Annotated in this window: 18 protein-coding genes; 7 read left to right on the top strand and 11 right to left on the bottom strand. The window is 46.2% G+C overall.

All coding sequences use genetic code 11. The features are described 5' to 3' along the window. Nucleotides 1-1,896 (bottom strand): methyl-accepting chemotaxis protein (locus CAG69_RS16985; RefSeq protein WP_161445303.1); only part of this gene is annotated, 1,896 nt, incomplete at its 3' end. 310 nt (nucleotides 1,897-2,206) lie between these two features. Between CAG69_RS16985 and CAG69_RS16980 the strand changes: the two genes are divergently transcribed. The 6 genes from CAG69_RS16980 to CAG69_RS16955 are packed head-to-tail and all read left to right on the top strand — an operon-like array spanning nucleotide 2,207 to nucleotide 9,014. Beyond that, nucleotides 2,207-3,163 (top strand): AAA family ATPase, encoded by a 957-nt coding sequence (locus CAG69_RS16980; RefSeq protein WP_005392397.1) that lies wholly within the window; start codon nucleotides 2,207-2,209, stop codon nucleotides 3,161-3,163. 14 nt (nucleotides 3,164-3,177) lie between these two features. Further along, the gene (locus CAG69_RS16975; RefSeq protein ID WP_053808320.1) at nucleotides 3,178-4,104 is read left to right on the top strand and encodes a DUF58 domain-containing protein; all 927 of its coding nucleotides are present in this window, start codon (nucleotides 3,178-3,180) and stop codon (nucleotides 4,102-4,104) included. 35 nt (nucleotides 4,105-4,139) lie between these two features. After that, nucleotides 4,140-4,616, top strand: a complete 477-nt coding sequence (locus tag CAG69_RS16970) for a DUF4381 domain-containing protein (protein ID WP_161445301.1) — start codon at nucleotides 4,140-4,142, stop codon at nucleotides 4,614-4,616. Beyond that, nucleotides 4,609-5,613 carry a VWA domain-containing protein gene (locus tag CAG69_RS16965; protein WP_161445299.1) on the top strand — a complete coding sequence of 335 codons (1,005 nt, stop codon included), beginning with the start codon at nucleotides 4,609-4,611 and terminating at the stop codon, nucleotides 5,611-5,613. Before CAG69_RS16970 ends, CAG69_RS16965 begins: the two co-directional genes overlap by 8 nt. Continuing rightward, nucleotides 5,606-7,363 (top strand): VWA domain-containing protein, encoded by a 1,758-nt coding sequence (locus CAG69_RS16960; protein WP_161445297.1) that lies wholly within the window; start codon nucleotides 5,606-5,608, stop codon nucleotides 7,361-7,363. The genes CAG69_RS16965 and CAG69_RS16960 overlap by 8 nt, the downstream gene beginning before the upstream one ends. A 4-nt stretch (nucleotides 7,364-7,367) precedes the next feature. After that, nucleotides 7,368-9,014 carry a BatD family protein gene (locus CAG69_RS16955; RefSeq protein WP_161445295.1) on the top strand — a complete coding sequence of 549 codons (1,647 nt, stop codon included), beginning with the start codon at nucleotides 7,368-7,370 and terminating at the stop codon, nucleotides 9,012-9,014. Nucleotides 9,015-9,130: 116 nt separating this feature from the next. Here CAG69_RS16955 and CAG69_RS16950 read toward each other — a convergent pair whose 3' ends face one another. The 5 genes from CAG69_RS16950 to CAG69_RS16930 form a co-directional block, all read right to left on the bottom strand. Next, nucleotides 9,131-11,254, bottom strand: coding sequence for a diguanylate cyclase (locus tag CAG69_RS16950; protein ID WP_161445293.1), 2,124 nt, complete (start codon nucleotides 11,252-11,254; stop codon nucleotides 9,131-9,133). Between the two features lie 328 nt (nucleotides 11,255-11,582). Continuing rightward, nucleotides 11,583-12,332: a phosphate ABC transporter ATP-binding protein PstB gene (gene pstB / locus CAG69_RS16945; RefSeq protein WP_005397884.1), complete on the bottom strand. Its 750-nt coding sequence runs from the start codon at nucleotides 12,330-12,332 to the stop codon at nucleotides 11,583-11,585. A gap of 60 nt (nucleotides 12,333-12,392) precedes the next feature. Beyond that, nucleotides 12,393-13,256, bottom strand: a complete 864-nt coding sequence (gene pstA, locus CAG69_RS16940) for a phosphate ABC transporter permease PstA (RefSeq protein ID WP_005397882.1) — start codon at nucleotides 13,254-13,256, stop codon at nucleotides 12,393-12,395. A 22-nt stretch (nucleotides 13,257-13,278) separates the two neighbouring features. After that, nucleotides 13,279-14,211 carry a phosphate ABC transporter permease subunit PstC gene (pstC, locus tag CAG69_RS16935; RefSeq protein WP_006741921.1) on the bottom strand — a complete coding sequence of 311 codons (933 nt, stop codon included), beginning with the start codon at nucleotides 14,209-14,211 and terminating at the stop codon, nucleotides 13,279-13,281. A 103-nt stretch (nucleotides 14,212-14,314) separates the two neighbouring features. Next, the gene (locus CAG69_RS16930; RefSeq protein ID WP_006741922.1) at nucleotides 14,315-15,136 is read right to left on the bottom strand and encodes a phosphate ABC transporter substrate-binding protein; all 822 of its coding nucleotides are present in this window, start codon (nucleotides 15,134-15,136) and stop codon (nucleotides 14,315-14,317) included. 328 nt (nucleotides 15,137-15,464) lie between these two features. Between CAG69_RS16930 and CAG69_RS16925 the strand changes: the two genes are divergently transcribed. Next, nucleotides 15,465-17,108 carry a methyl-accepting chemotaxis protein gene (locus CAG69_RS16925; protein ID WP_161445291.1) on the top strand — a complete coding sequence of 548 codons (1,644 nt, stop codon included), beginning with the start codon at nucleotides 15,465-15,467 and terminating at the stop codon, nucleotides 17,106-17,108. A gap of 109 nt (nucleotides 17,109-17,217) precedes the next feature. On the opposite strand, the gene CAG69_RS16920 is transcribed toward CAG69_RS16925, so the two are convergent. From CAG69_RS16920 to CAG69_RS16900, 5 genes are read right to left on the bottom strand one after another with little or no spacing between them, the layout of a single operon-like run. Then, the gene (locus CAG69_RS16920; protein WP_053808314.1) at nucleotides 17,218-17,793 is read right to left on the bottom strand and encodes an Lcl C-terminal domain-containing protein; all 576 of its coding nucleotides are present in this window, start codon (nucleotides 17,791-17,793) and stop codon (nucleotides 17,218-17,220) included. Nucleotide 17,794: 1 nt separating this feature from the next. Beyond that, nucleotides 17,795-19,246, bottom strand: a complete 1,452-nt coding sequence (locus tag CAG69_RS16915) for an Lcl domain-containing protein (RefSeq protein WP_065646340.1) — start codon at nucleotides 19,244-19,246, stop codon at nucleotides 17,795-17,797. A gap of 25 nt (nucleotides 19,247-19,271) precedes the next feature. Beyond that, nucleotides 19,272-21,521 (bottom strand): proprotein convertase P-domain-containing protein, encoded by a 2,250-nt coding sequence (locus CAG69_RS16910; RefSeq protein ID WP_161445289.1) that lies wholly within the window; start codon nucleotides 21,519-21,521, stop codon nucleotides 19,272-19,274. 12 nt (nucleotides 21,522-21,533) lie between these two features. Further along, a complete protein-coding gene (locus tag CAG69_RS16905; RefSeq protein WP_161445287.1) occupies nucleotides 21,534-23,672 on the bottom strand; it encodes a TonB-dependent hemoglobin/transferrin/lactoferrin family receptor in 2,139 nt (712 codons plus the stop codon). Then, nucleotides 23,673-25,670 (bottom strand): prolyl oligopeptidase family serine peptidase, encoded by a 1,998-nt coding sequence (locus CAG69_RS16900; protein ID WP_161445304.1) that lies wholly within the window; start codon nucleotides 25,668-25,670, stop codon nucleotides 23,673-23,675. Between the last annotated feature and the right edge of the window lie 6 nt (nucleotides 25,671-25,676).

Here is a 25,676-nt window from a genome sequence, read left to right as displayed (position 1 = left end):
CATCTTGTCCAGACGTGAAGAGAGCGCTTGAAGATCACGACTTGCATCCGCCAGCTCTTCTGCCGTTGCCGTTGTCATTTCATTGATCGCGTTGATTTCTTCAATGTTTTGGTTAATGGTATGCACCACAGTGGATTGCTCTTCCGTCGCCGTCGCAACTTGCGTATTACGATCAGAGATGTCTGTAATTCGCTCAGAAATATTGACTAACACTTCCACTGCTTCATCGGTTGAAGCGACCCCTTCAATAGTGACCGCTTTACCCGCTTCCATAGCACTTACCGCATCTTGTGCGTCACTTTGAAGTTGGTTGATCATCCGTTGGATCTCTTCTGTTGAGTCAGCTGTGCGTGACGCTAGGTTTCTGACCTCGTCAGCAACCACCGCAAAACCACGACCTTGCTCTCCAGCACGTGCAGCCTCAATCGCGGCGTTCAACGCGAGCAAGTTGGTTTGTTCTGATATGTCACGAATTACGCCCAGAATCGAGCCAATATCTTTAGTTGTCGATGCCAGCTGCGTGACGACAATATTGGTCGTTTCTACGTCATCAGCTAGGCGGCTAATCACCTCTTTGGCTTTCATAACCACTTCACGACCCGTTTGAGTATTATCAGAAGCCTGATTTGCCGTATCGGCAGCAGTAGCCGCGTTCGATGCAATTTCGCTGATGGTCGCACCCATCTGGTTAATCGCCGCAACAACTTGAATGGTTTGATCACGTTGCTCTTGGCTGTTGTCATGTGTGGATGTTGCTTTCGTCGAAACACTTTCTGCCGCTTGACTTAATGAGCCGCTAGTTAAAGCAACTTCTTTCATTGTGGCGTGGATCTTCTCAATAAATCCGTTGAAGCCTTTTGAAAGCTGAGCAATTTCATCATTACCCTGAATTTCAATGCGCTGCGCCAAGTCGCCTTCACCTTGCCCAAGGTCAGTAAAACGATCGGCAATCAGTCGAATTGGTTTAGTAATACTATTTGCCAACCATACGCCCATCAGAATGAATACAACGGCGACAATGATGGTCGTAAACAGCATTTTTTGCGCAGTAGCATTTAGGTCAGCGAAGACTTCATCGACAGGGACTACACCAATGACAAACCAGTTCATTGAAGGAACATACAAACTGGAAACAAACGAGTCCTGCCCTTCAAAGTCCACATTAATCAAATTGAAGCTGTTTTTATTCAGCAGTGCACTCGCATCACTACCAAATAGCTTAGTGATAGAAGTTTGGTTTTTACCTTGTTGACGATGTATTTGAATCTCACCCTGTTCGTTAGTGAGGAACACATAACCCGTATCTTCAATTTTAAACCCATTGAGCAGCGCAACCATGTCGTCCATCGACTTTGAAAGACCTGACATTGATGTACCATTTAAGTCTTGGTAGTTGGCAAACATTTTTACTTCGCCGTTTGCCTCTTGGAAAACGCTCACTGACGTTTCTTGACCAGAAGACGTAAAGCCAAAGAACCAAGCATCTTGAGTTCGATTAAGCTGACGCAAGAACCCGTTTTGATTCCAGTAATATGCCGTTTGACGATTGGCTACCGACGCATCATTAAGTCCGTACTGGGATTTAACGTTATTGAGCTGCTGAACTAACTGAACTTCTACCGACGGATCGCGGTCTGTATTAGATAGAGCTTCGACAATAAACTCGTTTGTTGCGAGCTGTTTTGCGGCTTGTTGCATCTCTACAACTTCGCGGTCAATTTCTGTATTGATTTGCTGCAGCATCGCAGGTAGTTCGATATCAATAAGACGGTGGCTCAACACATCTCTTGCATGACGCTGAGCCATAACACCAACGATAATTGTTGATGCTAAAACAGCAAACGTAATACCAAGTACAACCTTCTGTTTGATGCTCAAGGAATGAAGTTTCAACATATTCGGACCTTTTAAAAGAATCACTTGTTATTGGCCCCATAAGGGGAATCTGGTGCATATCTCATGACACGCACATCACAGAAACTTTATCGGCTCACATATACAAAACTAGAGGCATTTCTCACTATATTATGAAAAATAAATGTAACGCCCTGTCAGGTAAGAACTTTCAGTGATAGCAAGTACTTGCAATTCTCTGCAAAGTCCCAATATTGAAAAGATAAATTGCGAAAGCGCATTGGAACTTTTTCCATCAGGAAAATGACCAATACTCAACACAAAAATCAAATGGATATCGAGAGTCCAAAGCATGCATAAATCTAACTTCGAAACTCTTCAGCAATACCTAGAGTCGCAGATCATTGGTCAGCAAGATCTAGTCAAACAACTGCTTGTTGCCCTTTTGGCCGATGGACATATTTTGGTTGAGGGCCCTCCTGGGCTGGCAAAAACCCGTGCAGTAAAATCACTCTCAGATTGTGTTGAAGGCGACTTCCACCGAATTCAGTTTACCCCTGACTTGCTGCCAGCCGATTTAACCGGCACCGATATCTTCCGCCCCGAAACCGGAGAGTTCACTTTCCAATCTGGTCCTATCTTCAATTCTCTTATCCTTGCGGATGAGATAAACCGTGCACCGGCCAAAGTACAAGCGGCGATGCTTGAAGCAATGGCAGAGAAACAAGTCACAGCAGGTCGCCATACTTACCCGTTGCCAGAGTTGTTTTTGGTCATGGCGACTCAAAACCCGATTGAACAAGAAGGGACTTATCCGCTACCTGAAGCGCAGCTAGATCGCTTTTTATTACATTTAGAAGTGGAATACCCAGATGCGGAACATGAGCTATCTATCTTGCGTATTAACCGCGGTGAAGCAAAAGGCGAAACTACCGTCGAGCGGCCAATGTTAAGCCAACAAGATATCTTCACTGCGCGTAAAGAAGTGTTGGATATTCATATGGCAGAAACGATAGAGCAGTACATCGTCCGTTTAGTTATGGCAACACGTCGAGCCAGCGAATATGACACTGAGCTGGATAAGTGGTTGTCAATGGGCGTTAGTCCACGTGCCACCATCGCTCTGGATCGTTGTGCCCGTGCGCACGCTTGGCTTGCAGGTCGTGATTTTGTGTCCCCAGAAGATGTTCAAACCATGGCTTATCCGGTTTTGCGCCACCGTTTATTACTGAGTTACCACGCTCAAGCGGAAGGCATTACGGCAAACCAAGTCATTGATAAGCTGCTAAACCTCGTTGGCAGTGCATAAGACGAGGGAGTGATATGTCCACAACGCATCCACTGCCACCTCATGCGAATGGGGTGACATTAACCCTTGAAGAGCTGCTGCAATACCGCACTCAATCTGTACGTTGGTTGCCACCAGCACAAAGTATCTGGTCGCAAATGAGCGGTAACCATACCAGCCGCCAAAAAGGGCGAGGCATGGATTTTATGGAAGTACGCCAATACCAACCTGGCGATGATATCCGCAGTATTGATTGGCGGGTAACTGCTCGTACAGGGAAAGCGCACACAAAGTTATTTGCAGAAGACAAAGAGCAAGCTGTGATTCTTTACCTTGACCTGAGTTCTAGCCTGCATTTTGGGTCTAAGTATATGCTTAAGTCGGTTCAATTGGCTCACTTTGCCAGCGTGTTGATTTGGCTCACTTTGGCTAAAAAGGATCGCATCGGTGCGGTGATTGACGATGGACATCAATGTTTTGAGTTTCGCCCTTCCTCTCTACAAAAACAGGGGCTGCGGATTCTTAATGCTATCGTCGATACACATAACGCGCAGGTGGCTCGTACTGCCAACAACGAGGCTCGTACACTGCCGTATACTCAGGTGTTAGAAACACTTCATACACTGACACCTAAGGGCAGCGAACTGATTATGCTCAGCGACTTTGCCCACATAAGCGCAGCAGAGTTGACGCAGTTACGTCGACTAAAACAGCACAACAGTGTGAGGGCTATACAGTTTTATGACCCTTTAGAAAGAGGTGAAACAAACTTTAGAGGTCAAGTAAAAGCCTCAGATGGACAACGTAGTCAATGGTTCAACTTTGGCTCCAAGGGCCAAAGAAAGGAACTCGAAACACACTTTACTCAACACCAAGAAACCATTAAACAGCAATGCCATTCGATGGCGATTCCATTTAACACGCTATCAAGTGGTTGGCCCTTGATTTCACAATTAAGCTAACAAACTGTAAAAGCAGCATTTATTAAGCAGTAATAATGACAACAAACAACCAAAGCCTAGACCTTGAACCTCTGATTTTACCAAACGCTCCGGATTGGTTTCCGCTCACTTGGGGATGGTGGGCAGTGCTTGCGGCCACCGTACTTTTCGTTTTCAGCATTTATCTTTATACGAAATGGCGTAAAAAACGCCTACGCGCGCAAAAGGCAGCCTTAAAACTTTTAACTCAATCTGTCACACCTCATACCCCTTCCTCTGCTCTAGAAATATTGCGTCAGGCGGCATTGAGTTACTTTCCGCGTGAAGAAATCGCGCCATTAACTGAAATCGCTTGGTATGAATTTCTCGATAGCCATACCAAAGAAACTCGATTCGTAGACAAACAACATCAGTGGCAAGAAGCGCTGTATCAGAAATCCTCTCAAGAAAATCATCAAAGCTTGGTCGATGATTGTATCTTTTGGATAACTCACGCTTTGCCACCAAAGAAAAAGGCAAATAACCGTGACTGAGCAAACACTCATAACCGATCTTGCCCAATGGCTAAACATTGAATTTGTCTGGTGGTGGGCACTATTTTTGCTGCCTGTCCCCTGGCTGGTATACAAGCTTCTGCCACAAGAATCTCAACAAGCCGAGATCAAATTGGCGTACTTACCAACTAATGAGAATGGCAGCAAGCCTAGGCAAGCCCTGCAAAAATCACTATCAATGGCGATCTGGGTTCTTCTTATCATTGCTTGTGCGCGTCCAGTTTGGTTTGGTGATCCAGTTGAGTTCCAACCCAAATATCGGGACTTGATGTTAGTCGTCGACCTATCTGGCTCGATGCAGCAAGAAGACATGGAGCTCAATGGCGAATACATCGACCGCCTCACCGCTGTCAAAAAAGTTCTGTCGGATTTCGTGGCAAAAAGAAAAGGTGACCGTCTCGGGGTTGTTTTGTTTGGCGATCACGCGTATTTGCAGACGCCACTCACTGCAGACCGTAAAACCGTCATGCAGCAGATTAATCAAACCGTCATCGGCTTGGTTGGTCAACGAACCGCCATTGGTGATGGCATTGGTCTAGGCACAAAAACCTTTGTAGACAGTGATGCTCCGCAACGAGTCATGATTTTGCTTAGTGACGGCAGCAATACTGCCGGTGTGCTCGAACCGCTCGAAGCAGCGGAAATCGCAAAAAAATACAATGCGACCATTTACACCGTAGGCGTAGGTGCTGGTGAAATGTTGGTGAAAGAGTTTTTCATGACTCGTAAGGTTAACACCGCAGCCGACTTGGATGAGCAAACACTAACTAAAGTGGCAGAGATGACTGGTGGACAATATTTTCGGGCGCGAGATACTGATCAGCTCGAAAAGATCTACGACACGATCAACCAGCTCGAGCCCGTGTCAAGCGACACGCAAACTTGGCGTCCGCAGTCAGAATGGTTCCCATACCCACTAAGCGCTGCATTCGTACTGTCGGTATTGTTATTCCTACTGAGGAGAAAACATGGCTGAGTTTATTTTCCTTAACCCTTCTTGGCTTTTGGGGCTCATCGCAATCCCTATTGCGCTCTTGCTCAATCACAAATTTAGAGCAAAAAAATCGACACTGATTGCCCCTCACCTAGCTAAAGTGCTCGGACAAAACACGCAGTCCAAACACTATTTTATTCTCTGGGGCGTAGCTTGGGCGGTTGCCTGTATTGCGCTAGCGGGACCAAGCTGGCAATCCAACGCTCGCCCAAGCTTTGAATTAAACCAAAACCGCATTTTAGTGCTTGATATGTCTCGCTCGATGTTCGCTACGGACATCAAGCCTAATCGACTCGCGCAAACACGTTATAAGGCGCTGGACTTACTTCCTAAATGGAAAGAAGGGGCTACGGGTCTTATTGCTTACGCTGGCGATGCCTATAACTTAAGTCCACTGACGACTGATTCCAGTACGCTTGCCGGCATTATCGAGAATTTGTCACCAGAGCTAATGCCTTTTCAAGGGGCAAACCTGCCTTCCGCAATTGAATTAGCGCTCAACCAGTTCTCTCAAGCAGGTGTGCAACAAGGCGACATCATCGTGTTAGCTGATGACCTTGATGAGTCAGAACTGTCTCGGACGTTGAATTTGGTCGAAGGTAAAAACATTCGCATCTCAGTTCTCGCAGTAGGAACCGCTAATGGCGCTCCCATCGCCCTACCCGATGGTTCTCTTTTAAAAACTGCACAAGGCACAACAGTCGTAGCGAAAACAAATCTGAAGAATTTACAAATACTAGCAAAGAAAACAGGTGGAATTTTTGTTCCTATTCAGCACACCAATCGCGATGTTGAGAACATTTCAGCCTTTACGAACAACGTTGGCAGTCAACTTTCGGCCAAGCAGAGTGAAGAAGTGAGCACTGACTCTCGCTTAAACGGTGGCTTTTGGTTGCTTCCGCTGTTACTTCTGCCTGCAGCTTTACTGTTCCGACGCGGCCTGATTTGGATGTTTGTGGCAACAATAATACCTATGACTTGGACACAACACGCCGAAGCAAATCCGTTCTTAAATGCCGACCAACGAGGAGCGGAACTCTACAAGCAAGGTGAGTATGAACAGGCGCAAAACCTATTTACAAACCCAAGCTGGAAAGGAGCCGCCAGTTACCAAAAAGGTGACTACGAAGCCGCTATCGAAGCATTTTCTCATGACTCCTCTCCTAACGGCCGCTATAACCTTGCCAACTCTCTGGCGCAAAATGGTCAATTAGAAGAAGCAGCAGAGCTTTATAAAAAACTGCTTGAAGAAAAGCCCAACTTTGAAGCAGCAAAGAAAAACTTGTCGGTTGTGGAACAGAAGCTGAAACAGCAACAGCAACAGCAACAGCAACAGCAACAGCAACAGCAACAGCAACAGCAACAGCAACAGCAACAGCAACAGCAACAGCAACAGCAACAGCAACAGCAACAGCAACAGCAACAAAAGTCTCAAAACGGTGAGAAGGAAGAGCAAGGACAACAGTCACAAAATCAGCAAGAATCTGAAAATAAAAAAGAAAAGCAAAAAACAGAGCAACATCGACCAAAACGAGGTGAAAAGCAGGCTCAGGAACAAGGTGAACCAATGCAGGCTCAAGTGCAGCCAAAAAACACGCATCGGAATGATCCTGAATTCCGTCGTCTAGAAGCAGTCGAAAGCGCTCGCGATCCAAGCTTTTTGATTCGTGCACAAATGCAGCTTCAAGCTCAGCAAAAACAACCTCCACAACAATCTCAAAAGGAGTGGTAAGCCCGTGATGAACAAAGGCGTACAACTGATCTTTATTCTTGTGGCCAGCCTATTATCCAGCTTCTCGGTGATGGCACAGACGCTTCAAGCAAGCGTCAATAAAACACAAGTTGCTAAGAATGAAGTGATCAACCTCAGAATCATGGCAGATACTGAGCTCAGCTCAGATGCAATTGACTTTAATGTACTTGAGAACGACTTTTTCTTGGGTCAACCTCGTTATGGGCGCTCCAGCAATAACATTAACGGAAGAAAATCTGTACGTACTGAGTGGAGTATCTCGATTGCGCCGATGAAAGAAGGTGTTCTGACTATTCCGAGCTTTTCCGCAGATGGTATGAGAACGGAGCCAATAAAGCTTCGTGTCACCGCAAGCCAAGCTGAACCCAATCTCGATGACCTATTTAGCTTTAATATCAGTGTCGACAACAGCACGCTGTACCCTCAGCAATCTGCGACATTACGTATGCAGCTTTTGATCAAAGCAGATACCCGCCGTCTTGATAACCCACAAATTGTGCCTCCACAGATTGAAGGCATGAAGCTTGAAGCTATTGGTGGCTTACAGCAGGGACAAAAGATCTTAAATGGATTAGAAGTAGCGGTCATTGAACAGTCGTTTCGCTTAACGGCGAATCAGCCGGGTACTTACACCTTGATAGGTCCTAGACTGACAGGCTCTTACATTTATGGCGACAGCTTGACGGGCTCTACCAAGCTCATGCCAATCAACACCAAAGCTGAGCAAATGCCTATCGAGGTAAAACCAATTCCAAGTGAATTTGAAGGGGAATGGCTTCCAGCTTCAGCGTTAGAAATGACGCAGAGCTGGCAAGACGATCAAGGTAATCCACTGTCGGTTAATGCGCTCAACACTGTCAAACAGGGCTCTTCACTCACTCGAACCATTCAAATTAAAGCTCGCGGAACACAAGCCGAATACCTTCCACGAGTAAGTATTGATTATCCAAGTTCACTGCGGGTCTACCCAGAACAGCCTCAATTCGACAGCGCGAGAGATGGCACCGTTATCATGACAGTGAAGCAAGTCATTATCCCCACTGAGGCTGGGGCATATACCTTGCCGGGATACCATTTGAACTGGTGGGACAGCCAAAATGATGAAGCGAAAAAAGCGACGTTACCAGAGCTACAATTAGAAATAGAGCAAAGTGACACCGGGCTTATCACGTTGCCGGAATCGCCTCTGCCAACACCACCTGAGTCAGCCATCAGTCCCGAACCAAACGGTGGAGTGAGCAGCCTCTGGCAAACCCTGACCTTTGTTTTCGCTGGGCTTTGGGTGGCGACGTTAGGAGTCGCGATTTGGGCATGGAAGAAGCGTCCTATGACGGCGAGTAAAACGGTTTCGAATACCGAGCAACCTCTTTGCGTTGATGCGTTGAAAAAAGTCATCAATGAAGGGGACGCTGCTAAAATTGAACGCTCAGTAAACGAGTATCTAAACACTCACCGAGACAGGTTAAGCTCTGGTGATGTGCAGGCAGTAAAACAAGAACTTGATGCCATGAACCAAGCACGTTTTAGTGCCAATCAACAACCTTGGCATCCAGACTCGCTACTGGCAAAAATTCAAAACCTTGGAAAAGCAAACGTAACGAAAACCGACCACCATCTAGAAAAACTATAAAGCAAAATGGCAGCTCAAGAGAGCTGCCATTTTTCTTGTGCGGCCAAACTCACTTTAGCAGTTTTATCTAAAAATCAACCAAACTGTCTCAGTAACTTTGATGTTATGAGCATCACTTATTCAACAAAAGCTTGATGCTCGTACTCATATCGCCTTACGCAATTTCGACCATGACTCTTCGCTTGATAGAGTGCCTTATCCGACAACTGGTAAAGATGGTCGAAATTAAAGTCTTTGCCTTTCGTTTTGTAGCAAGAATAACCGACTGACACGGTGAGCAGCTCACCTTCTGGGTTGTGTTGGTGTTTGATGCCTTCATCTTCAATGCATTGACGAATACGCTCCGCTCTCTGCTTTACCGCCTCCTGATCGGAGCCGATCATTAGTAACACAAACTCTTCTCCACCAATGCGACAGAAAACCTCGTCTTCACCTTTGGTATGATGATCCAAGATATGACCCACGCGCATTAGTGCGATATCCCCTTCAAGATGGCCATAGTGATTATTAAACAATCCAAAGTGATCAATATCAATCAGGATAAGACCAAAGGACATCGCTTCCTCACACTCTAGCGCGCAATATTTCTGCATCACATGTTCTAACATACGGCGATTGCCAAGACGTGTCAGAGGGTCAAGTTTAGAAAGCACCTCAAGCTGTCGGTTGGCTTCCTCCAACTCTTTGGTTCGGTTCTGTACTTCTAGCTCCAGGTTTTCGTTTAATCCGCGAATCGCCTCTTGCGCTTGAGTGCGCTGCAAAACCTCCGCTAGACTGGAAGCGAACATACGAATCACTTCACGTAGCTGAGAAGTTAGCGGCGCGCGCGTCAATAAGTTATCAACGGCAATAAAAGCGATGGGCCCGCTGCTGTTCGAGGTCAAAACCGTCATCGCAGCCCAGCCAAAACCGACAATATTACAGTCATGATAAATAGGAACGGATTCCTCAAATGCAACTTCACTAGGTACGGCGCGAGCTAAATTGATCAACGAAAAGTCTTGTGTCTCACCAAAGAAATAAGACTCATCCACCACATTGCCTTGAATGTCCGTGCCCCAAGTACCTTGCATGTATGAGCAGTTTTCATCGGTCAAAAACACCGCCATCCGATCAATACCAAGATTTTTGATGGCAAAAGTGACGGCCGATTTACATACATCACTGACGGTTGTACAGCGTGATAGCTCAACCATGCTTGAATGCAACATACGCACGTTCTGCTCTTGGCGCTTTCGAATGTAAATTTGTGAGAAAAGGGAGCCAAACGAGTCCAACATCTGTTTTTGATACGCTGTTATCGGCTTGCGATGAATAAAGTTATCAAGCGCGAACCAACCAAATGGCTCATTGCCATCACGTAGAATCAACATCGCGTTCCACCCCTGCCCAACCACTTTACCTGCCGTGTATATCGGCGCATCTTCCACGATCACTAGGTTGCTCTCAAGGCTTGACAGCGCAGCGATGTATTCCTCACTCAGTTGATGAAGGTCGTACTGCGTGTGGAATTCATCGATCGTAATACCAGACTCATCCGTGCCGTATGTACCGCTGAAACTTCGCTTTTTCATGTCCAGCAGCATCAGTGTGGTGCGGTCAAACCCCAACCGTTGACGTAGCGCTTCGACGGCTTTGTAATACAAATCTTTTAAGGAATCAGGGTTGGAGATCTCGAGAGCAACTTGCTGAACTAACTTCATGTTCTCGATAAAGCGCTCGCGTTGGTTAATTTCATCGACATATTGCGCTTCACGAATGTCTCTGTGTCTCATCTCTTGCGACGCATTTTTCTCGGCGCGAATGCACTGCCAACGCGCCGCTGCAAGCTGCATTGCATCATAGCTTTCTTCATAGATATTGTGTGCCGTGCGAGCATGAACAGACTGAATCAGTAGGTAGGTGCGTTTGATAGGCGTGTTATCGAGCATCATTATGTAACTATCTCCACCTAAATCTTGGGTGTGATTCCAGTTACAAGTATTGATCGCCAGAGGAATGATGCTTTCAGAAGTGTCAAACTGACTTGCCCACTCCCAGAAGCTGTCAGGATAGCTTTGGATTGGGTAAAACTCCCCGCGAGAGAAACTCACAGAATAACGGAGATTGATTGAAGGATCTTCAAAAATGGCTAAGGCTTGAGGGGAGAACAAACTCTCTAAATGATCAAATATCGCCTCCGCTAATAAGCGATGATCCCTCGTTGAAGACACTTTTCTTGTAAAACTTCTTAAACTCACCCTACCAACCTAATCTACTTTTTTATTCTCGATAAAAAACTACTTAGGCCATCATATGCAATCAATACAATCAAATTTGAGCTGTTAAGTCATTCGCAAAATTATCAGACTTAGTTTCACATTCGAGAGCTCTTCAGCACTTTTATAACCGTATTTCACATAAGTTACATGTTCTATAAAAAGGGGGGGGATTTGTGCTTCCTTGCAAGAATTATTGGTATAGGTTGGTGTTATAAATCTGCAGCTTGAAAAGAAAAAGGCCCCTCAAAAAGAGGGGCAAAGTTACCATCGCTTATAGTTATTTAGTTATGCTTGTAAATATGGCGAATTAACCGAAATCACCATTTACGTAGCCTTGAGTACGGTCATCTTGAGGGTTACTGAAGATCACTTGAGTATCGTTATGCTCAACCAGTTCACCCATTAGGAAGAACGCAGTACGGTCAGAGATACGACGCGCCTGTTGCATTGAGTGGGTCACGATAACGATGGTGTAGTTCTTCTTCAGCTCTTCCATCAACTCTTCGATTTTATGTGTCGCAATTGGGTCAAGTGCCGACGTTGGTTCATCCATCAGAATCACATCCGGTTCCATCGCGATCGTACGTGCGATACAAAGACGCTGTTGCTGACCACCCGATAGACCAAATGCGTGTGACTTCAGACGATCTTTCACTTCGTCCCAAAGTGCTGCACCGCGTAGTGAACGCTCTACCACTTCGTCAATGTGTTTCTTGTCTTTGATACCTTGAGCACGTAGGCCGTAAGCCACGTTCTCGTAAATGCTCATCGGGAATGGGTTTGGCTTCTGGAACACCATGCCAACCTTGATGCGAAGATCCGCAACATCAATGTTGCCGTAAATGTCTTCGCCGTCCATCGCCAATTTACCCGTAATTTTCACGCCTTCTATTAGGTCGTTCATGCGGTTCAAACAACGTAGAAGCGTTGATTTACCACAACCTGACGGGCCGATAAGTGCCGTTACTTGGCGAACTGGAATTGGTAGGTTGATCGATTTCAGTGCTTGGTTTTCACCGTAGAATAAGTCTAGGTTTTCAATATCAAATTTGTTCATTTTCTTAATCTCTTAAATCTTGAATTCGTGTCTTTTAACGTGCGTTCTTAATTAGTGTTGTTAGTAAGTTGCGGTGTTAAAACGTCTAGCAATCAGTTTCGTTACCATGTTGATCAGAAGAACAACCACGATAAGCACTGTTGCGGTACCGTAAGCCTGATTCCATTCTTCAACGGTAAACAGTTCGGTAGTCAGTTTGTAAAGGTGAACGGTTAACGTACGACCTGAATCCAATAAAGAATCCGGAATACGTGCAACCATACCTGCTGTCAGGAATACTGGAGCAGACTCACCAATGACACGACCAATACTTAGAATGACCGAGGTTAAGATACCTGGCATTGCACTCGGAAGAATCAAACGCCAGATAGTGTAAATTTTTGAAGCGCCAAGGCCGTAAGAGCCTTCACGATACGTTTGAGGCACTGCCATTAGTGCTTCTTCCGTAGTACGGATGATCACTGGCAGAATAAGAATACTTAGAGTCAGTGCACCCGACAGAATCGAGAAGCCCAGACCAAGAATTGCCACGAAGAACGTCATACCGAATAGACCGAAGATGATCGACGGGATACCCGCCAACGACTCAGTACAGAATCGGATAATTTTTACCAATCGGCTACCGACTTTCGCGTATTCGGTTAAGTAGATTGCCGTCATGATACCCAGTGGCGCCGCTACCGCGATGGATGCGATAACCATGTAGATGGTCGAGACGATCATCGGGAAGATACCGTGCTCTTCACCAGTACGTGTGTAGTTATCAGTAATGAAGTTCCAATCTACGTGTTGTAGACCATTTGATAGGATGTACCAGATAATCCAGAACAAAAAACCTACCGTTAGTGCTGCCGAAATCCAAACCAAAGCGTTAAAGACGTTATCTTTGAACTGGCGAGCTTGTTTTAGTTTTGCGCGATCCATAATAGTCACCTTTAACGAGCGATTACTTCGCTTTTTCTCGGTTTAGGTAAAGAAGTACAGCGTTCAACGACATGATGAAGACCAGAAGTACAACACCAGTGGCGTAAAGAGCGTTGGCGTGAATACCACTTGCGTAAGACATTTCAATCGCGATGTTTGCGGTTAGCGTACGTGCCGAATCTAGGATGCCTTCTGGCATAGCAGGTGCATTACCCATCACCATGATGATCGCCATTGTCTCACCTAGAGCACGGCCAATACCCAAAATCACACCCGTCATGATGCCTGAACGAGCCGCTGGAACGAGCAATTTGAAGATTGTGTATATTTTCGAAGCGCCAAGTGCCAAAGAGCCTTCTTTGTATGCGCGAGGCACAGCTCGAATAGACGTTTCAGATACCGTGATTACGGTCGGTAGAATCATCACACCAAGCACGATGATACCTGCCAAAATCGTGTTACCCGCAGGGACATTAAAGATGTTTTGAATCAGCGGTACGATGATGACCAAACCAAAGAAGCCATAAACCACAGACGGGATACCTGCCAAAAGCTCAACTGCAGGACGAATAATATCCGCAAGACGCTTTGGTGCGATTTCGGCAATAAAGATAGCCGTCAGCACACCAATTGGCACACCGACGATTACCGCACCTGCCGTCGATACAATAGATGCAACAATCATTGTCGCAACACCGTAAAGTGCAGGCGGCAGCCAGTTTTGTCCAAGAACGATGCCCGATACACCAGCTTCTTGGAATGCCGGGATACTTTCTCGAACAATAAAGTAAGCAATAACGGCTAATGAGACGATGCCGATAACGGCACTGGTTAGGAACAAGCCGTGGAAGATACGCTCTTTCCAGTCTACGCGACGTTTCTCGCGCAGGCCGGGCTTGCTGATAGCTTTAGCGTCAGTATTCATAAGCTTTTCACTATTTGTTGCGATGGTCATTTAAAAAATCTCACGGTTCTGGGCGTTTTGCCGGTGAACACTATGGATAGAAAAGGCTCAGCCCTAAATGGTGGGCTGAGCAAACTTAAGAGTCCCGATAGAATTAGTTAACTGAGATGTAACCGTTTTGGTCAACTAGCTTTTGCGCATCTTCAGTTAGCATCCAGTCTAGGAATTTTTGCGTTTCAGCTGATGGCTTGCCTTCTTTGTAAAGCACAAGGAATGGACGAGCTACTTTGTAAGAACCGTTTTTCACGTTAGCTACCGTTGCATCAACGCCGTCGATTGCTAGAGCATTAACAGTGTTGTCTACAGTACCAAGAGAAATGTAGCCGATTGCGTATGGGTTAGATGCAACCATTGTTTTTAGTGCGCCGTTACCGTTTGCAACTTGAGCACGTTGAGAGATAGCTGATACCTTCTTACCAGAAATCTTCATTTTAAGAGACATGATGTCTTCAAATGCGCCACGAGTACCTGAAGCCGTGTCACGAGTAATTGCTACGATTGGCTTGTCTGCACCACCGACTTCTTTCCAGTTTGATACTTCGCCTTTGTAGATTGCAGTCACTTGCTCTGCTGTTAGGCCAGGCAGTTTGTTTTGTGGGTTAACAACCACTGCGATACCATCACGAGCAACCACTTCTTCGATTAGTGTTGATTCTTTTTCAGAGTCTTTTAGATTACGAGAAGACATACCAAGGTCTGCTGAACCATTTTTTGCTGCTTTAACGCCAGCTGAAGAACCAGGGCCTTGAACTTCGATAAATACGTTAGGGTTCTTCTTCATGTACGTTTCAGAGAAAACTTCCATCAGTGGAGTTACGCTGCTAGAACCCACTGCAGAGATAGTTTCTTTAGCAGAAACAGGAGTCACTGCCATTGCGCCTAGAAGTGCGATTGCACCGATTACTGTCTTTTTCATCACAATTTCCTTAAGTGGCTTTATTGCCGTTGTGTTTCACTTGAACGGTGCTCACTTTAGAATTTGAATATGACAGTTGTGTTTCACTTAGTTGAACCCTCTATGACACGTTGTCATTTCTGTATATTAATTCCGCGACTGACCCCTCTACCGTTTTTAGCTTAGCGCTTTTATAAATTGCCGCGCGTTCAAAATGATAACTCCATCGATTTTGGTACATTTCATAACAATTGGATATGAGTAAGTCATTGATTTGACGAATGTGGCAATTAAAATCGAGATGCTTATTTATAAAAAAGATAATAATCAAACCGATAGAGGGTCAATCATGCGTCAATTTCTTAGTACGCTTTCTATTAAACTTCAGGTCTTATTGCCTGTTCTATTCACCGTTGTATTACTCGTCATTGGATTGAGCGTCGGAATCGGCAAGCTCGACCAAGCATTCAATAAGGTTTCCACTTCCACCAACAAGCTGATAATTCATAAAGAGGAACTCAGCGCCATCGTAGACAACACCTACGCCATGCGCATCAAAGCCATTTACAGTCTATTTAGAGCCGAAGATGTCCAATCTCTCAACCAAGAACTGTCTGAACGACAAAACAAAAACCGCGATTTTCTCAACTCCATTGATAGCCTCCCTGGCATTCAAACCGAAGTGAATGCTATGCGTGAAGCTATGAATCGCTATGTTGATTTCACGCGCGTCACCATGACACCTCTGCTCACCACCAAACACTCTTCTGGCTACACCACATCCGATTTCAATCAAAAGTACGAATCTGCGATGGCAGAATATCGATTGGCTGGCGAAGCAATGATCAACGCCATCGACAACCTGTCTAAACAATTGAATCAAATCGTCACCGATGAAGTCGAAACGAATGGCGAACAGCATTCAACCACGCTCACTTACAGCGCGGTCACGCTTGCAGTTATCTTGAGTGCCGCTTCGCTTATTAGTTGGATACTAGCCAGCTATATCGTTGCACCGATTCGTAACCTTCAAGGAACCATGCAAGAAGTCGCGAAAGGAAATCTATTGGTTAAAGCCGAAGCCATCGGAAAAAACGAAGTGTCGCAACTGGCTCAGGATGTAAACCAAACCATCGACAAACTGCGTGAAACCGTGAGTGCATTAGTTCGAATTAGTGAGGATGTGGCATCAGCATCGACCGAGTTAGCGACTGTTATGACTCAAAGCAGCGTTAACTCAGATCAAGAAAAGCAAGAAGTTGAGCAAGTGGCTTCGGCAATCAACCAACTAGAATCGACTGCAGCTGAAGTGTCGACCAATGCACAAGAAGCCGATAGTGCATCAAATCAAGCACGTACGTTAACCTCACAAAGTATAAGCATGTTTGGGGAAAGTACTCGCGCAAGTGAAAAGATGGCGGAACAACTTAACGAAGCCGCTGCCGTCGTGACTTCGCTAAAAGATCAATCAGAACACATTGGTCGCGTGATCGAAGTGATTGAAGGTATTTCTGAGCAAACGAATCTACTTGCACTGAATGCAGCGATTGAAGCTGCACGAGCGGGCGAAAGTGGCAGAGGCTTTGCGGTAGTGGCCGATGAAGTACGTATGCTAGCGGCGCGAACTCAGGAATCGACAAAAGAGATCCAGACCATCATTGAAGAGCTTCAACAGCAATCTGGTCACGCGAATGAAAGCATGCACTCTAGCTTAGCCATGTTGTCAGACAACCAAGCTCTGACACAAGAAGTTAGCCAATCACTTGCTAATATCAGTAATGCTATCGCCGATCTGAACTCAATCAACACTCAAGTTGCAACCGCATCAGAAGAGCAGAAACAGGTCACGGCTGATATCAACAACAACTTAACGAACATCTATGAACTAGTGAGCCAGAACGTAACTGGCATTACGCAATCCGCCGCTGCCGCTCAAGAGCTTTCGGGCTTAGCGGAAAACCAAAAACATCAGCTTAAGCAGTTCCAAGTTTAAACATTCTGCTCAACACGATAAGTGCCAAAGGTTAGAAAAGAAAAAAGCTCCGCACTGGCGGAGCTTTTTATAAAGGCAAAGCTATCAATCTTTATTAACGTAATAAGTATTATTCATCTGTCACTAACAAGAGAGAGCTTTTGAAACTTGAGTCTAATGGATCTCTATTGAAAACCTCACCATTAGTCGTATCAAGAGTAGCAACATGCTTACCATCACCATTAGGTGTGTTACTCCAAATATTACGTCCTAAAATATCGTCCTTGTCTGTCAGTGTATAACCGCTCGCAAAGCCTGTACCATTCATCGCTGGGCTATAGCAAGCTTGCTCCGTTAACGATACCAACTCTTTAATATTTGCTAGTCGCCAATTCTTTTTGCCAGCAAAGTTGTGTAGAGGGTGGTTACCGGACGGATTACGAATTTGTTGGGCCGTAGACAGCGCGAATTGCCATGACATCGTAGCTCGCGTTCCGGTGCATTCTTCGTTTGCTGCATTCCATGTCATACCGACTGGACAGCGCATCCATGTAAGACCTGTTTTTAAGTCAGTTACAGTTCCCTTATCTGAATAAGTGTAACGTGTATTAGGTGCTGTTTTAGCAAACTCAGTCGAACACTCTTGTGCTGCCATTGCTACTTGAGAAGCCAACACAAGAGATAGCGCGGTCATTAGTTTCTTCATCTTATTGTCCCTTAACTGCTACTAGACGGATTGGGAATTGGTAGGAATCATAGGCATCTTCACTTGTACTGCTTGAGCGAATCTCAACGAATGAAGTAGCCCCTCTATCTGCGCCCCGAGAGACAATTGCGGGGAAATAAATCTCACCATCCATGAGCTGTGATGATGTGTCCGTAAACCTAAAACCGTCATGCCAAAACGCACCATACTCTAAATAAGGACTGCCTATCGTTTGCTGTGGGAAGTATTTAACATTGAAACCATACACGTTGTGTGGCGCATATTCCTCGTTCGGAGCGAACAGTGTTTGTTCACCAAAGTCTAATAAGTCATATGTTTCACGGTAAGTAGGCAAGCGCCAACCAGTGATTCCACATAACGATTGTTTGTTTATGTACTCAACATATTGGCTCGTAGTACAAATTTCATCACCAGCGTCTTTACAACCTGCAAGCTCTACATCTTTGCTAAATGGCTTAAATGTTTCAGACTCAAACGCAAATAGGCGATCTTTAAATTGAACCGAGCTCGCATCCGCACTCTTGTTTTCCCAAACAAGACCAGTACGCTCGTCCATAGTACAAGCCCACTCAGTCGCATCTGCAGCTAAAGCAGCACCTTGTGAATCTAGCTTAACGAACTTAAAGCCAGCGCCTGTCGACGTTTGCTTGTCCTCTTTGTCGAAGCCGTATTCCGCATCTTGACCAGGGTAAGCAGCTTGAACCTCAGCAACGTCTGCTGCGCCATCAGCAAAATGAAGAACGGCACCCGTATCGTTGCTGCCAACCGTTTGTTCAGCAACCGCTGCAATTTCTTCAGCAAATGCACTCACTTCCGCTTCAGACAGAAGATCAGAGGCCAACGATTTACCTTGGAAGCTAAGACTTTGAGCAAGCAGCGCTACGCCTTTGGTCATTTGTTGTGGTTGCATCGCAGCTAATAGCGCAACCGTGTTTTGCTCTAGCTTGTCTAGCTCGCTGGCTTCTGCGTTAGACATCACCGAACCATTCAGCGAAACGCCTACACTAGCCAGTTGCGCTTTAACAATCTCTTCAGCTTGAGCAACGGTTTTACCGTCAACCACAAGACCTGCGAGCAATGTTGTTACACCATTTACTGTGTTACCCGTGGCTAAGTTTTGGCCTGGAGCTGCAAGACGCAACGTTTGGTTTGAGCCTTGATCAACTTGAGCAAGAATCGTGCTAGTCAAAATGTTCTTGTCGCTTGACGTCAGGGAGAACTTACCAGCATTATCCGTTTTAGCACTCGGTTCAGTAGTATCACAAACGTAGTTCTGGTTTAAATCGATACATACTGGCGTATCAAGAAGTGTACCTGCAGAAACGATGGTGCCAGCTACATTATAGGTCGGTGTTGACGTGTCACCACCAGAACCACCGCCACAACCAGCTAGGGCTAGTGACATAGCAACGAAAGAATATTGAAACTTCATAAATTTTGTCTTCTTTAGATTTTAATTAACGAGAACGAATCACTCTCACCATTGAAAGCAGGAAAAGTCCTACCAAGGTCCAAAGCGAACCACTGCCACCTGAACCACCACTGCTTTCTTTAGTGGTATCAGCACTACACTGATACTGAGCAAAGTGACTAACACCCCACTCTTTCAACACCCCAGAGTTCCCTGACACGCGGTCAGATACTTCGAGACGCCAAGTACCCCAACTCGGTTGACCGACAAGTGCTTGTAACTCCTCGTCATACTGAGCGGTGAAGTAACCTTTAAATCCATTGGTATTGCTTGATTGATGGCTAAGTAGCACAACCGATTTACCTTGTGGAGACACAAGCGTCACTTGCAGATCCTGCAGTGAGTCATGTTCGATGTTCAGGTAAACCGCAAACGAATCATCAATCGTGCGTGACTTGTCCGATAGCGTCTGAGAGAACAACCTGTCACCCTGCTCCGGCAAAGCGGAGTTCACTGGTTGAGGCTGGATATCGAGCTCTGGCGTACCATTAACCAGCATCACCTTTTCGCTCCACTGGTGAGCCTTTAAACCTTTAGCAAATTGGTAATCCAATAAAATAGAGGAATCGAATTGCGTGCCACATGTCAGACCGCTTGGTAACGCCACCTTCATTGAGGTCGAGTCAGAAAGCGTTTCATCAAAGTCGAAAACGGATGCGTTATTTAGCTGCCATTGCCCTTTGATGCTCGCTTCGCGGCCAGTTTGGCTCAGGCTCACTCCCACGTCTTGACCTTGTGCGATGTATCGAGCGTCATAGCGAACGCGAAGAGGCGCTTTAAGTAAGTTGTGTTTGTTGAAGCTGTCCGTCAGGAATTGGGCATAGTCTTTATTTGGGAACAAAGTGCTTGCGGCAAACACGGTGGACTCCGCCAGATCATGCATTTTCACGCCACGACCAATGCCATACATGCCTTCAAGAACAATGGCGTCAAACTCGCGGAACACGTTATCGGTATCATCACCATATCGTTCAACCGACGCTTTAAGTGCTTGGAACAGTGGCGTTGACCACAGCTCATCGCCTAGTTCACCGCCCACACTAACGTGCGCTGGATACTCTGAGCTCTCGAAGTAACGCGCTCTTTGGTTCCATAAGCTACGAGTTGTTTTGCGTGTTCCGAACATACCGTCCCAGTTGAACACCGTATCTAACTCGAATTCTTGGCCACGGCGAGCTGCATCTAAATACTGTGTTCGGTAGCTCGCGCTGCCCGCCCAGTAATCACCAACACCTTCTCCAATCGCGCCAGTATGGCCATACGCCCAATCAGGAACGATTTGATAGTGAATACCGTGTCCTAGCTCGTGCAAAATCACATCTGCATCTGCAGCATCTGGAGATACTCCGCCAACGCCTAACATCAGCGCACGCGAACCTGTGTAGTAAGAAGAGTTGTCGAGCGCTAAACCACGCCCATCAAAACGAAGCGGTTCGTCAAATAAGTCATAGCTCAAGCTCGATAAGTACTGCAGTGAGCTGTCAAGATGGTAAAACGCCATCAACTGCAAAAAGGCATTGTCGCCAAGTTGAGCGCTTTGCATCGCTTTTACATCCGCAAAAGATTGAACCCCCTCAGGCGGCAAAATACTGCTTGTATCACGCACAGGCTCCGCACCTACCGCAGGTGAAGACAGTAATGCAAGTGCATCCACCTGTTTAACGCGCTCGTTGGCTAGGTAGAACTTGCCACCAGACTGCAAAACTTGAATCTGCTTCTCAACATATTGAAGTGGCTGCGGATAATCCTCTAACGAATTCCAAGCAGAATCAGGCGCAGCTTGTTGTTGCATTGTACGTAAATCAGGCTCAAAGAGTGAGACGGGAACCGTTACTAACTCACCAGAGCTCAATGCTGGCGGCTCGGTCACTTCCAATCGAACAGGCAGTTCCAGTTCTCCGGCAGGCATCGCCTCACCATTACGAATCACCGTATCTTCAAGGCTTTTGAAAATACGCTCAACTTGGCTGTCTTGGTTAGTCGACAGCACAATGGTGCGTTGCGGTTGATACTGCCCATCGACCCACACATCAAAGTTGTAATGATCTCCGAGCTGAGAACGAGTTTGATAGCGAAACTTAAGTTCGCCAGCGCTAGCGTAATTCGCTTGTAAATAGCGCAGCGCTTCAGCTTGGTTCGTAACCGTAATGGCAGCGCTAGGGTAATCCCACTCGGCAGCGTTCGTCACTTGAACGCCTGCTAACGTAAGAGAAAGCGCCAAAAGTTTGAGTTTCATGCAGGGCTCCTACTAAAAGACGTATTTCGCGTTAACCGTAAAGTAACGACCAGGTTCCGTTGAGTAGCGTTTGCTCTCATCTGCTATGCCAGCAACGTCTTGGTAGCGAATGTATTCTTTGTCGAACAGGTTGATGATGGTCGCACTCAAACGAAAATCTTTGGTGATTTGGTAACTTGCCCCCAAATCGAGCGTGTTCCATGCCTCTGTTTGTGCGCATTCGGTTTTTTGTCCAAGTGACGTTTGGCAACTCGGCACACGATCCATCGAGCCAGCCCAGTTCCACGTCGCGAACGCATTAAAGTCTTGCTGCTGATAGTTCAGCCCAACATTGCCCTCGAAAGGTGTGATGCTACGAACGTACTCGCCTTCGGCGTCCTTTCCGTCCACATAACCAAGCTTGGTACTTAGCTTCCAAGACGAAGTGAAAGCGTACGCGGCAGAAAGCTCGGCGCCGTAGGTCTCAACGCCGTGTAAGTTTTGGTATTGCTTGATGTAGTTACCGAAGTTATCTTGCCCTGTGGTAACAACATCAATGAAGTTTTGGAACTTGTTGTAAAACGCAGAAACGTAAAGTTGCGCGCGGCCATTATCGAATTTGTTACCGATTTCAAAGGAGTCCGAAGTTTCAGCCTCTAGGTCCATGTTCGGTGCAATGACAAACGGCGTTAGCGGCACAAAGTCATGGTTTACGAAGCCATACGCTTTGTCGTATTCCGGAGCACGATAACCGTGGTTATAAGATACATAAGCGATGTTATTGGCAAACACTTCACGAGAAATCGATAGGCTTGGAGATACCTCTGAGCTATCCATGTCTTTTAATGGGAAGCCGCCCACTTCACCCTCACCGTCCGGTGTTAGACGGTGCGCATCAAAGCGCAGGCCGCCTGTAATGGTCCATTTATCCAGCTCCACCATGTCTCGAACGTACAGACCAATGTTATAAGCACGAGCAGGAGCGAAAGGTTGTTTGGTCGAAGGCGTTACCCCGTTCCAATCAATCTTGGAATCGCTATCTGTGCGTTCATAATAGTCAGTAGAAAGCTCGATACCGTAAGCCAATTGGTGCTCAGCATTTGCAGCATAAATCGTATTGGTGAAATCACCACGGAAGCCAATTGTTTCGTCAATGAAGGTTTTGTGTTCTAGCTCGCGACGTCTAACAGTCAAACCATTGTGGTCAACTTGTCTCATTAAACGATTCGTGTCTTCCACCACTTCGGTGTGGCGCCAGTAGACCTTTGTATCTAACTCTTCGAACCAAGTTGGATTAATCGGTGTAACCTCTGCACCAATGTAAGCGCTGTACTCTTTTGTCGATTCATCTTCTGCGAAGTCTTCGATATACCATTTGCCATCCTTCTGTATAGATGGCGAACCTTCCAGGCGTTGTTGGTCTTGCCGATAAAGTTCGGCACGCGCTTTGACCATCACTTCATCATTGAGGAAATGATTGATGGCGTATGACGCGCTGTAACCATCCAAATCGCGGTTGTACAAATCTTGGCTGAAGTTACGCGTCTCTTCACCTTGCCAATACGCCGCGTTGACTAAGCTTTCCGTGTCGCCAGAACGAAATGCCAGATTGCTCGCGCCTTTGTATTTATTGCTGATCCCCGTGTACGTGCCCGTGGCATCAACATAAAAGTCACGATCTTTTAAAAACTCGCCCGGCTGTTTGGATTTTAGAATCACAGCGCCACCGATAGCACCAGAACCTAAGACTGAGGAGCTCGCCCCTTTCACTACTTCTAATGATTCCAAATTAGAAAGATCAAACGTATCGCGGCCCACTTTGTCATTGCTGTCATTCGCACCAAAACCGTCTGCTGAGCGAATACCGTCACGAATGATCATAATGCGGTTACCCGTCATGCCTCGAATCGTGATGTTTTGTGGACGACCAGCACCACCCGACACACTTACCCCAGGTTCGTGACGCAGCGCATCATAAAGCTCTGTTTCGCCCTTTTGTTCAATCTCTTCGCTGGTGACAACTGCGACGCTGCCTGCTAGTTCAGACATTGGTTGTTCAATCCGATTCGCCGTCACCACGACCTCTTCCATAGAGAAAACGTCAGATTTGGCGTGCACTGGGCTGGCAGCTAGTACCGAAAGTACTGCCGCTGACACTGGGGTAAGCTTCATTTACTGCTCCGCTTTAGATGTTTTAATTAGTGATAAAAGAAAGGCATATTCTTTTGCTTGTTGTTCTTGCGCTTGTCGTGGGTCCATTTGGTGGCCCGAATTAAAATCGGTCTGCAACAAGTACGGCCCGTCGCGCTCACTTAGCGCGGAAACCTTGGCGAGATACTTGGCGCCTTCCCAATAAGGCACGCGCTGGTCGATCAAACCGACTTGAACCAGCATAGGTGGGTAAGCGTCTTTATGAATGTTGAGAATTGGATCGTACGCTTTCATTAGCGCCAGTTGCTCAGATTTGGTTGGGTTACCCCATTCGCCATACTGCTGTGTGGTCAGCGGAAGTGAGGTATCCGACATGCTTGCTACCACATCAACAAAAGGTACTTTAAGCACGACACCTGAAAACAATTTAGGGTCTTGATTAACCGCTCCTGCGACCAACGTGCCACCAGCACTTGAGCCGATGGCAAAAACCTCTCTATTGCCACGTTCGAATGTTTGCAGCGCCTTAGCCGCCGCGACAAAATCACCAATAGAATTGGCTTTTCGTACACCACGGCCTTGCTCGTGCCACTCATCGCCAAAATACCCACCGCCGCGAACATGGGCGATAGCGTAAATCACACCTTGGTCGAGTAAACTGATAACCTGAGGCATAAAGTACGGTTTCATCGTAAAACCATACGCGCCGTAACCGTAAATCATCACAGGAGATTGTGGGTGCAATTTGTCTTTGCGATACGCCAAAGAGACAGGGACAGAAACGCCGTCGTGCTTAATAAAAATACGTTGGGATACATAACGCTGACTATCAAAGTCTTGGTAAGCATCTTGAGAGTACAAGGATTTATTCAGCGTTTTTACATCGAACTCTTCCCACTGAGGAGGCGTAGTCATCGACATGCTTCGGATACGAATCTTGTTTGATTCAAAATCGCCCAACGTGCTTAGCCAAGCGACATTACCATCGTGTTCCAATGGCAGTATCACTTTTTCCTGCCCTTGGTAAGAATACACCGTCAATGTCGACAAGTTGTTTGGCTTACTAAGTGCCACAACTCCTGCATCATAAAGGTAGAACTGTTCAAGCGGCTCACGAGGATTGGTAAAGCGTTGCCATGTTGCGCCAAGCGGTGCGAGTTCGGCTTGGTAAAGGGCGAACTTTCCTTCCAGGTTGCTTTTAAGATAAATGTAACCTTTCGCCACATCCGCGTAATATTCCACACCCACTTCAGGCTTTCGCAATGAATCTGAGACAGTGCCCGTTTCTAGGTCGACAAGCTTCTGCTCTGTTGTTGACTCGTTGTTGCTTTGCAGCACAGCATAACGGCTATCTGCCGCACGATAGAAAGAAAGTAACCAATCTGACTTGGGTTCATTCCATAGGACTGTTTTTGCCAAAGATTCAGTGGAGATACGTAAGATCTGATTAGGTCGCTGGGTACGCTTTTCTTTTGCAACGAGGAATACCACTTTTCCGTTAGGTGACAACAATACGCCACTATCGACGTGCGTCGCCAGTTCCGTAGATTGACCGGAGAGTAAATCAACAACCACGGCGCGATATTGTTCGCTGCCGTCGATATCTTCCGTGAAAAGTAGCGTGTCACCATTCACTTGCCATTGACCAAGTTGGTAGTATTGATGCGCAGATTGTCGTTCATCGAAATCGAACACCACGTTTTCTGGTGCATGTTGACTCGCACGGGATAATAGTAAGTAACGACCATCGCGACGCGTTAGCGTCCACTCTCTTCCACTCATGATCGACCATGGCTTATCACCTTTGTCTGCCACCATGGTACCCCACTGCGTGAGTAGGTTTTTTGTCAACGTCTGATAACTTTTTTGGTGCTGTTCAGTTTTGTGGTTTTGTTCTGTTAGGTAGGTAAGAACTCGCTCATCTTTACGAGCATCATCTCGAAGCCAGTTGAAATCATCAGCAGCAAAGCCAGAACTAGAGGTAATTATGAGCCCTAAAAAAACATGAGTAAATTTCATATAGAG

The sequence above is a fragment of the Vibrio sp. V43_P6S15P86 genome (assembly GCF_009904725.1).
Taxonomy (GTDB): Bacteria; Pseudomonadota; Gammaproteobacteria; order Enterobacterales; family Vibrionaceae; genus Vibrio; species Vibrio diabolicus.
This window is presented reverse-complemented; position numbering and strand designations above follow the sequence as displayed.

What these genes read in the sequence shown, in the direction of transcription:
- CAG69_RS16980 (WP_005392397.1), top strand. Translation starts at nt 2,207, where the DNA reads ATGCATAAATCTAACTTCGAAACTCTTCAGCAATACCTAGAGTCGCAG.
- CAG69_RS16975 (WP_053808320.1), top strand. Translation starts at nt 3,178, where the DNA reads ATGTCCACAACGCATCCACTGCCACCTCATGCGAATGGGGTGACATTA.
- CAG69_RS16970 (WP_161445301.1), top strand. Translation starts at nt 4,140, where the DNA reads ATGACAACAAACAACCAAAGCCTAGACCTTGAACCTCTGATTTTACCA.
- CAG69_RS16960 (WP_161445297.1), top strand. Translation starts at nt 5,606, where the DNA reads ATGGCTGAGTTTATTTTCCTTAACCCTTCTTGGCTTTTGGGGCTCATC.
- pstB (WP_005397884.1), bottom strand. Translation starts at nt 12,332, where the DNA reads ATGAACAAATTTGATATTGAAAACCTAGACTTATTCTACGGTGAAAAC.
- pstA (WP_005397882.1), bottom strand. Translation starts at nt 13,256, where the DNA reads ATGGATCGCGCAAAACTAAAACAAGCTCGCCAGTTCAAAGATAACGTC.
- pstC (WP_006741921.1), bottom strand. Translation starts at nt 14,211, where the DNA reads ATGACCATCGCAACAAATAGTGAAAAGCTTATGAATACTGACGCTAAA.
- CAG69_RS16930 (WP_006741922.1), bottom strand. Translation starts at nt 15,136, where the DNA reads ATGAAAAAGACAGTAATCGGTGCAATCGCACTTCTAGGCGCAATGGCA.
- CAG69_RS16925 (WP_161445291.1), top strand. Translation starts at nt 15,465, where the DNA reads ATGCGTCAATTTCTTAGTACGCTTTCTATTAAACTTCAGGTCTTATTG.
- CAG69_RS16920 (WP_053808314.1), bottom strand. Translation starts at nt 17,793, where the DNA reads ATGAAGAAACTAATGACCGCGCTATCTCTTGTGTTGGCTTCTCAAGTA.
- CAG69_RS16915 (WP_065646340.1), bottom strand. Translation starts at nt 19,246, where the DNA reads ATGAAGTTTCAATATTCTTTCGTTGCTATGTCACTAGCCCTAGCTGGT.
- CAG69_RS16910 (WP_161445289.1), bottom strand. Translation starts at nt 21,521, where the DNA reads ATGAAACTCAAACTTTTGGCGCTTTCTCTTACGTTAGCAGGCGTTCAA.
- CAG69_RS16905 (WP_161445287.1), bottom strand. Translation starts at nt 23,672, where the DNA reads ATGAAGCTTACCCCAGTGTCAGCGGCAGTACTTTCGGTACTAGCTGCC.
- CAG69_RS16900 (WP_161445304.1), bottom strand. Translation starts at nt 25,670, where the DNA reads ATGAAATTTACTCATGTTTTTTTAGGGCTCATAATTACCTCTAGTTCT.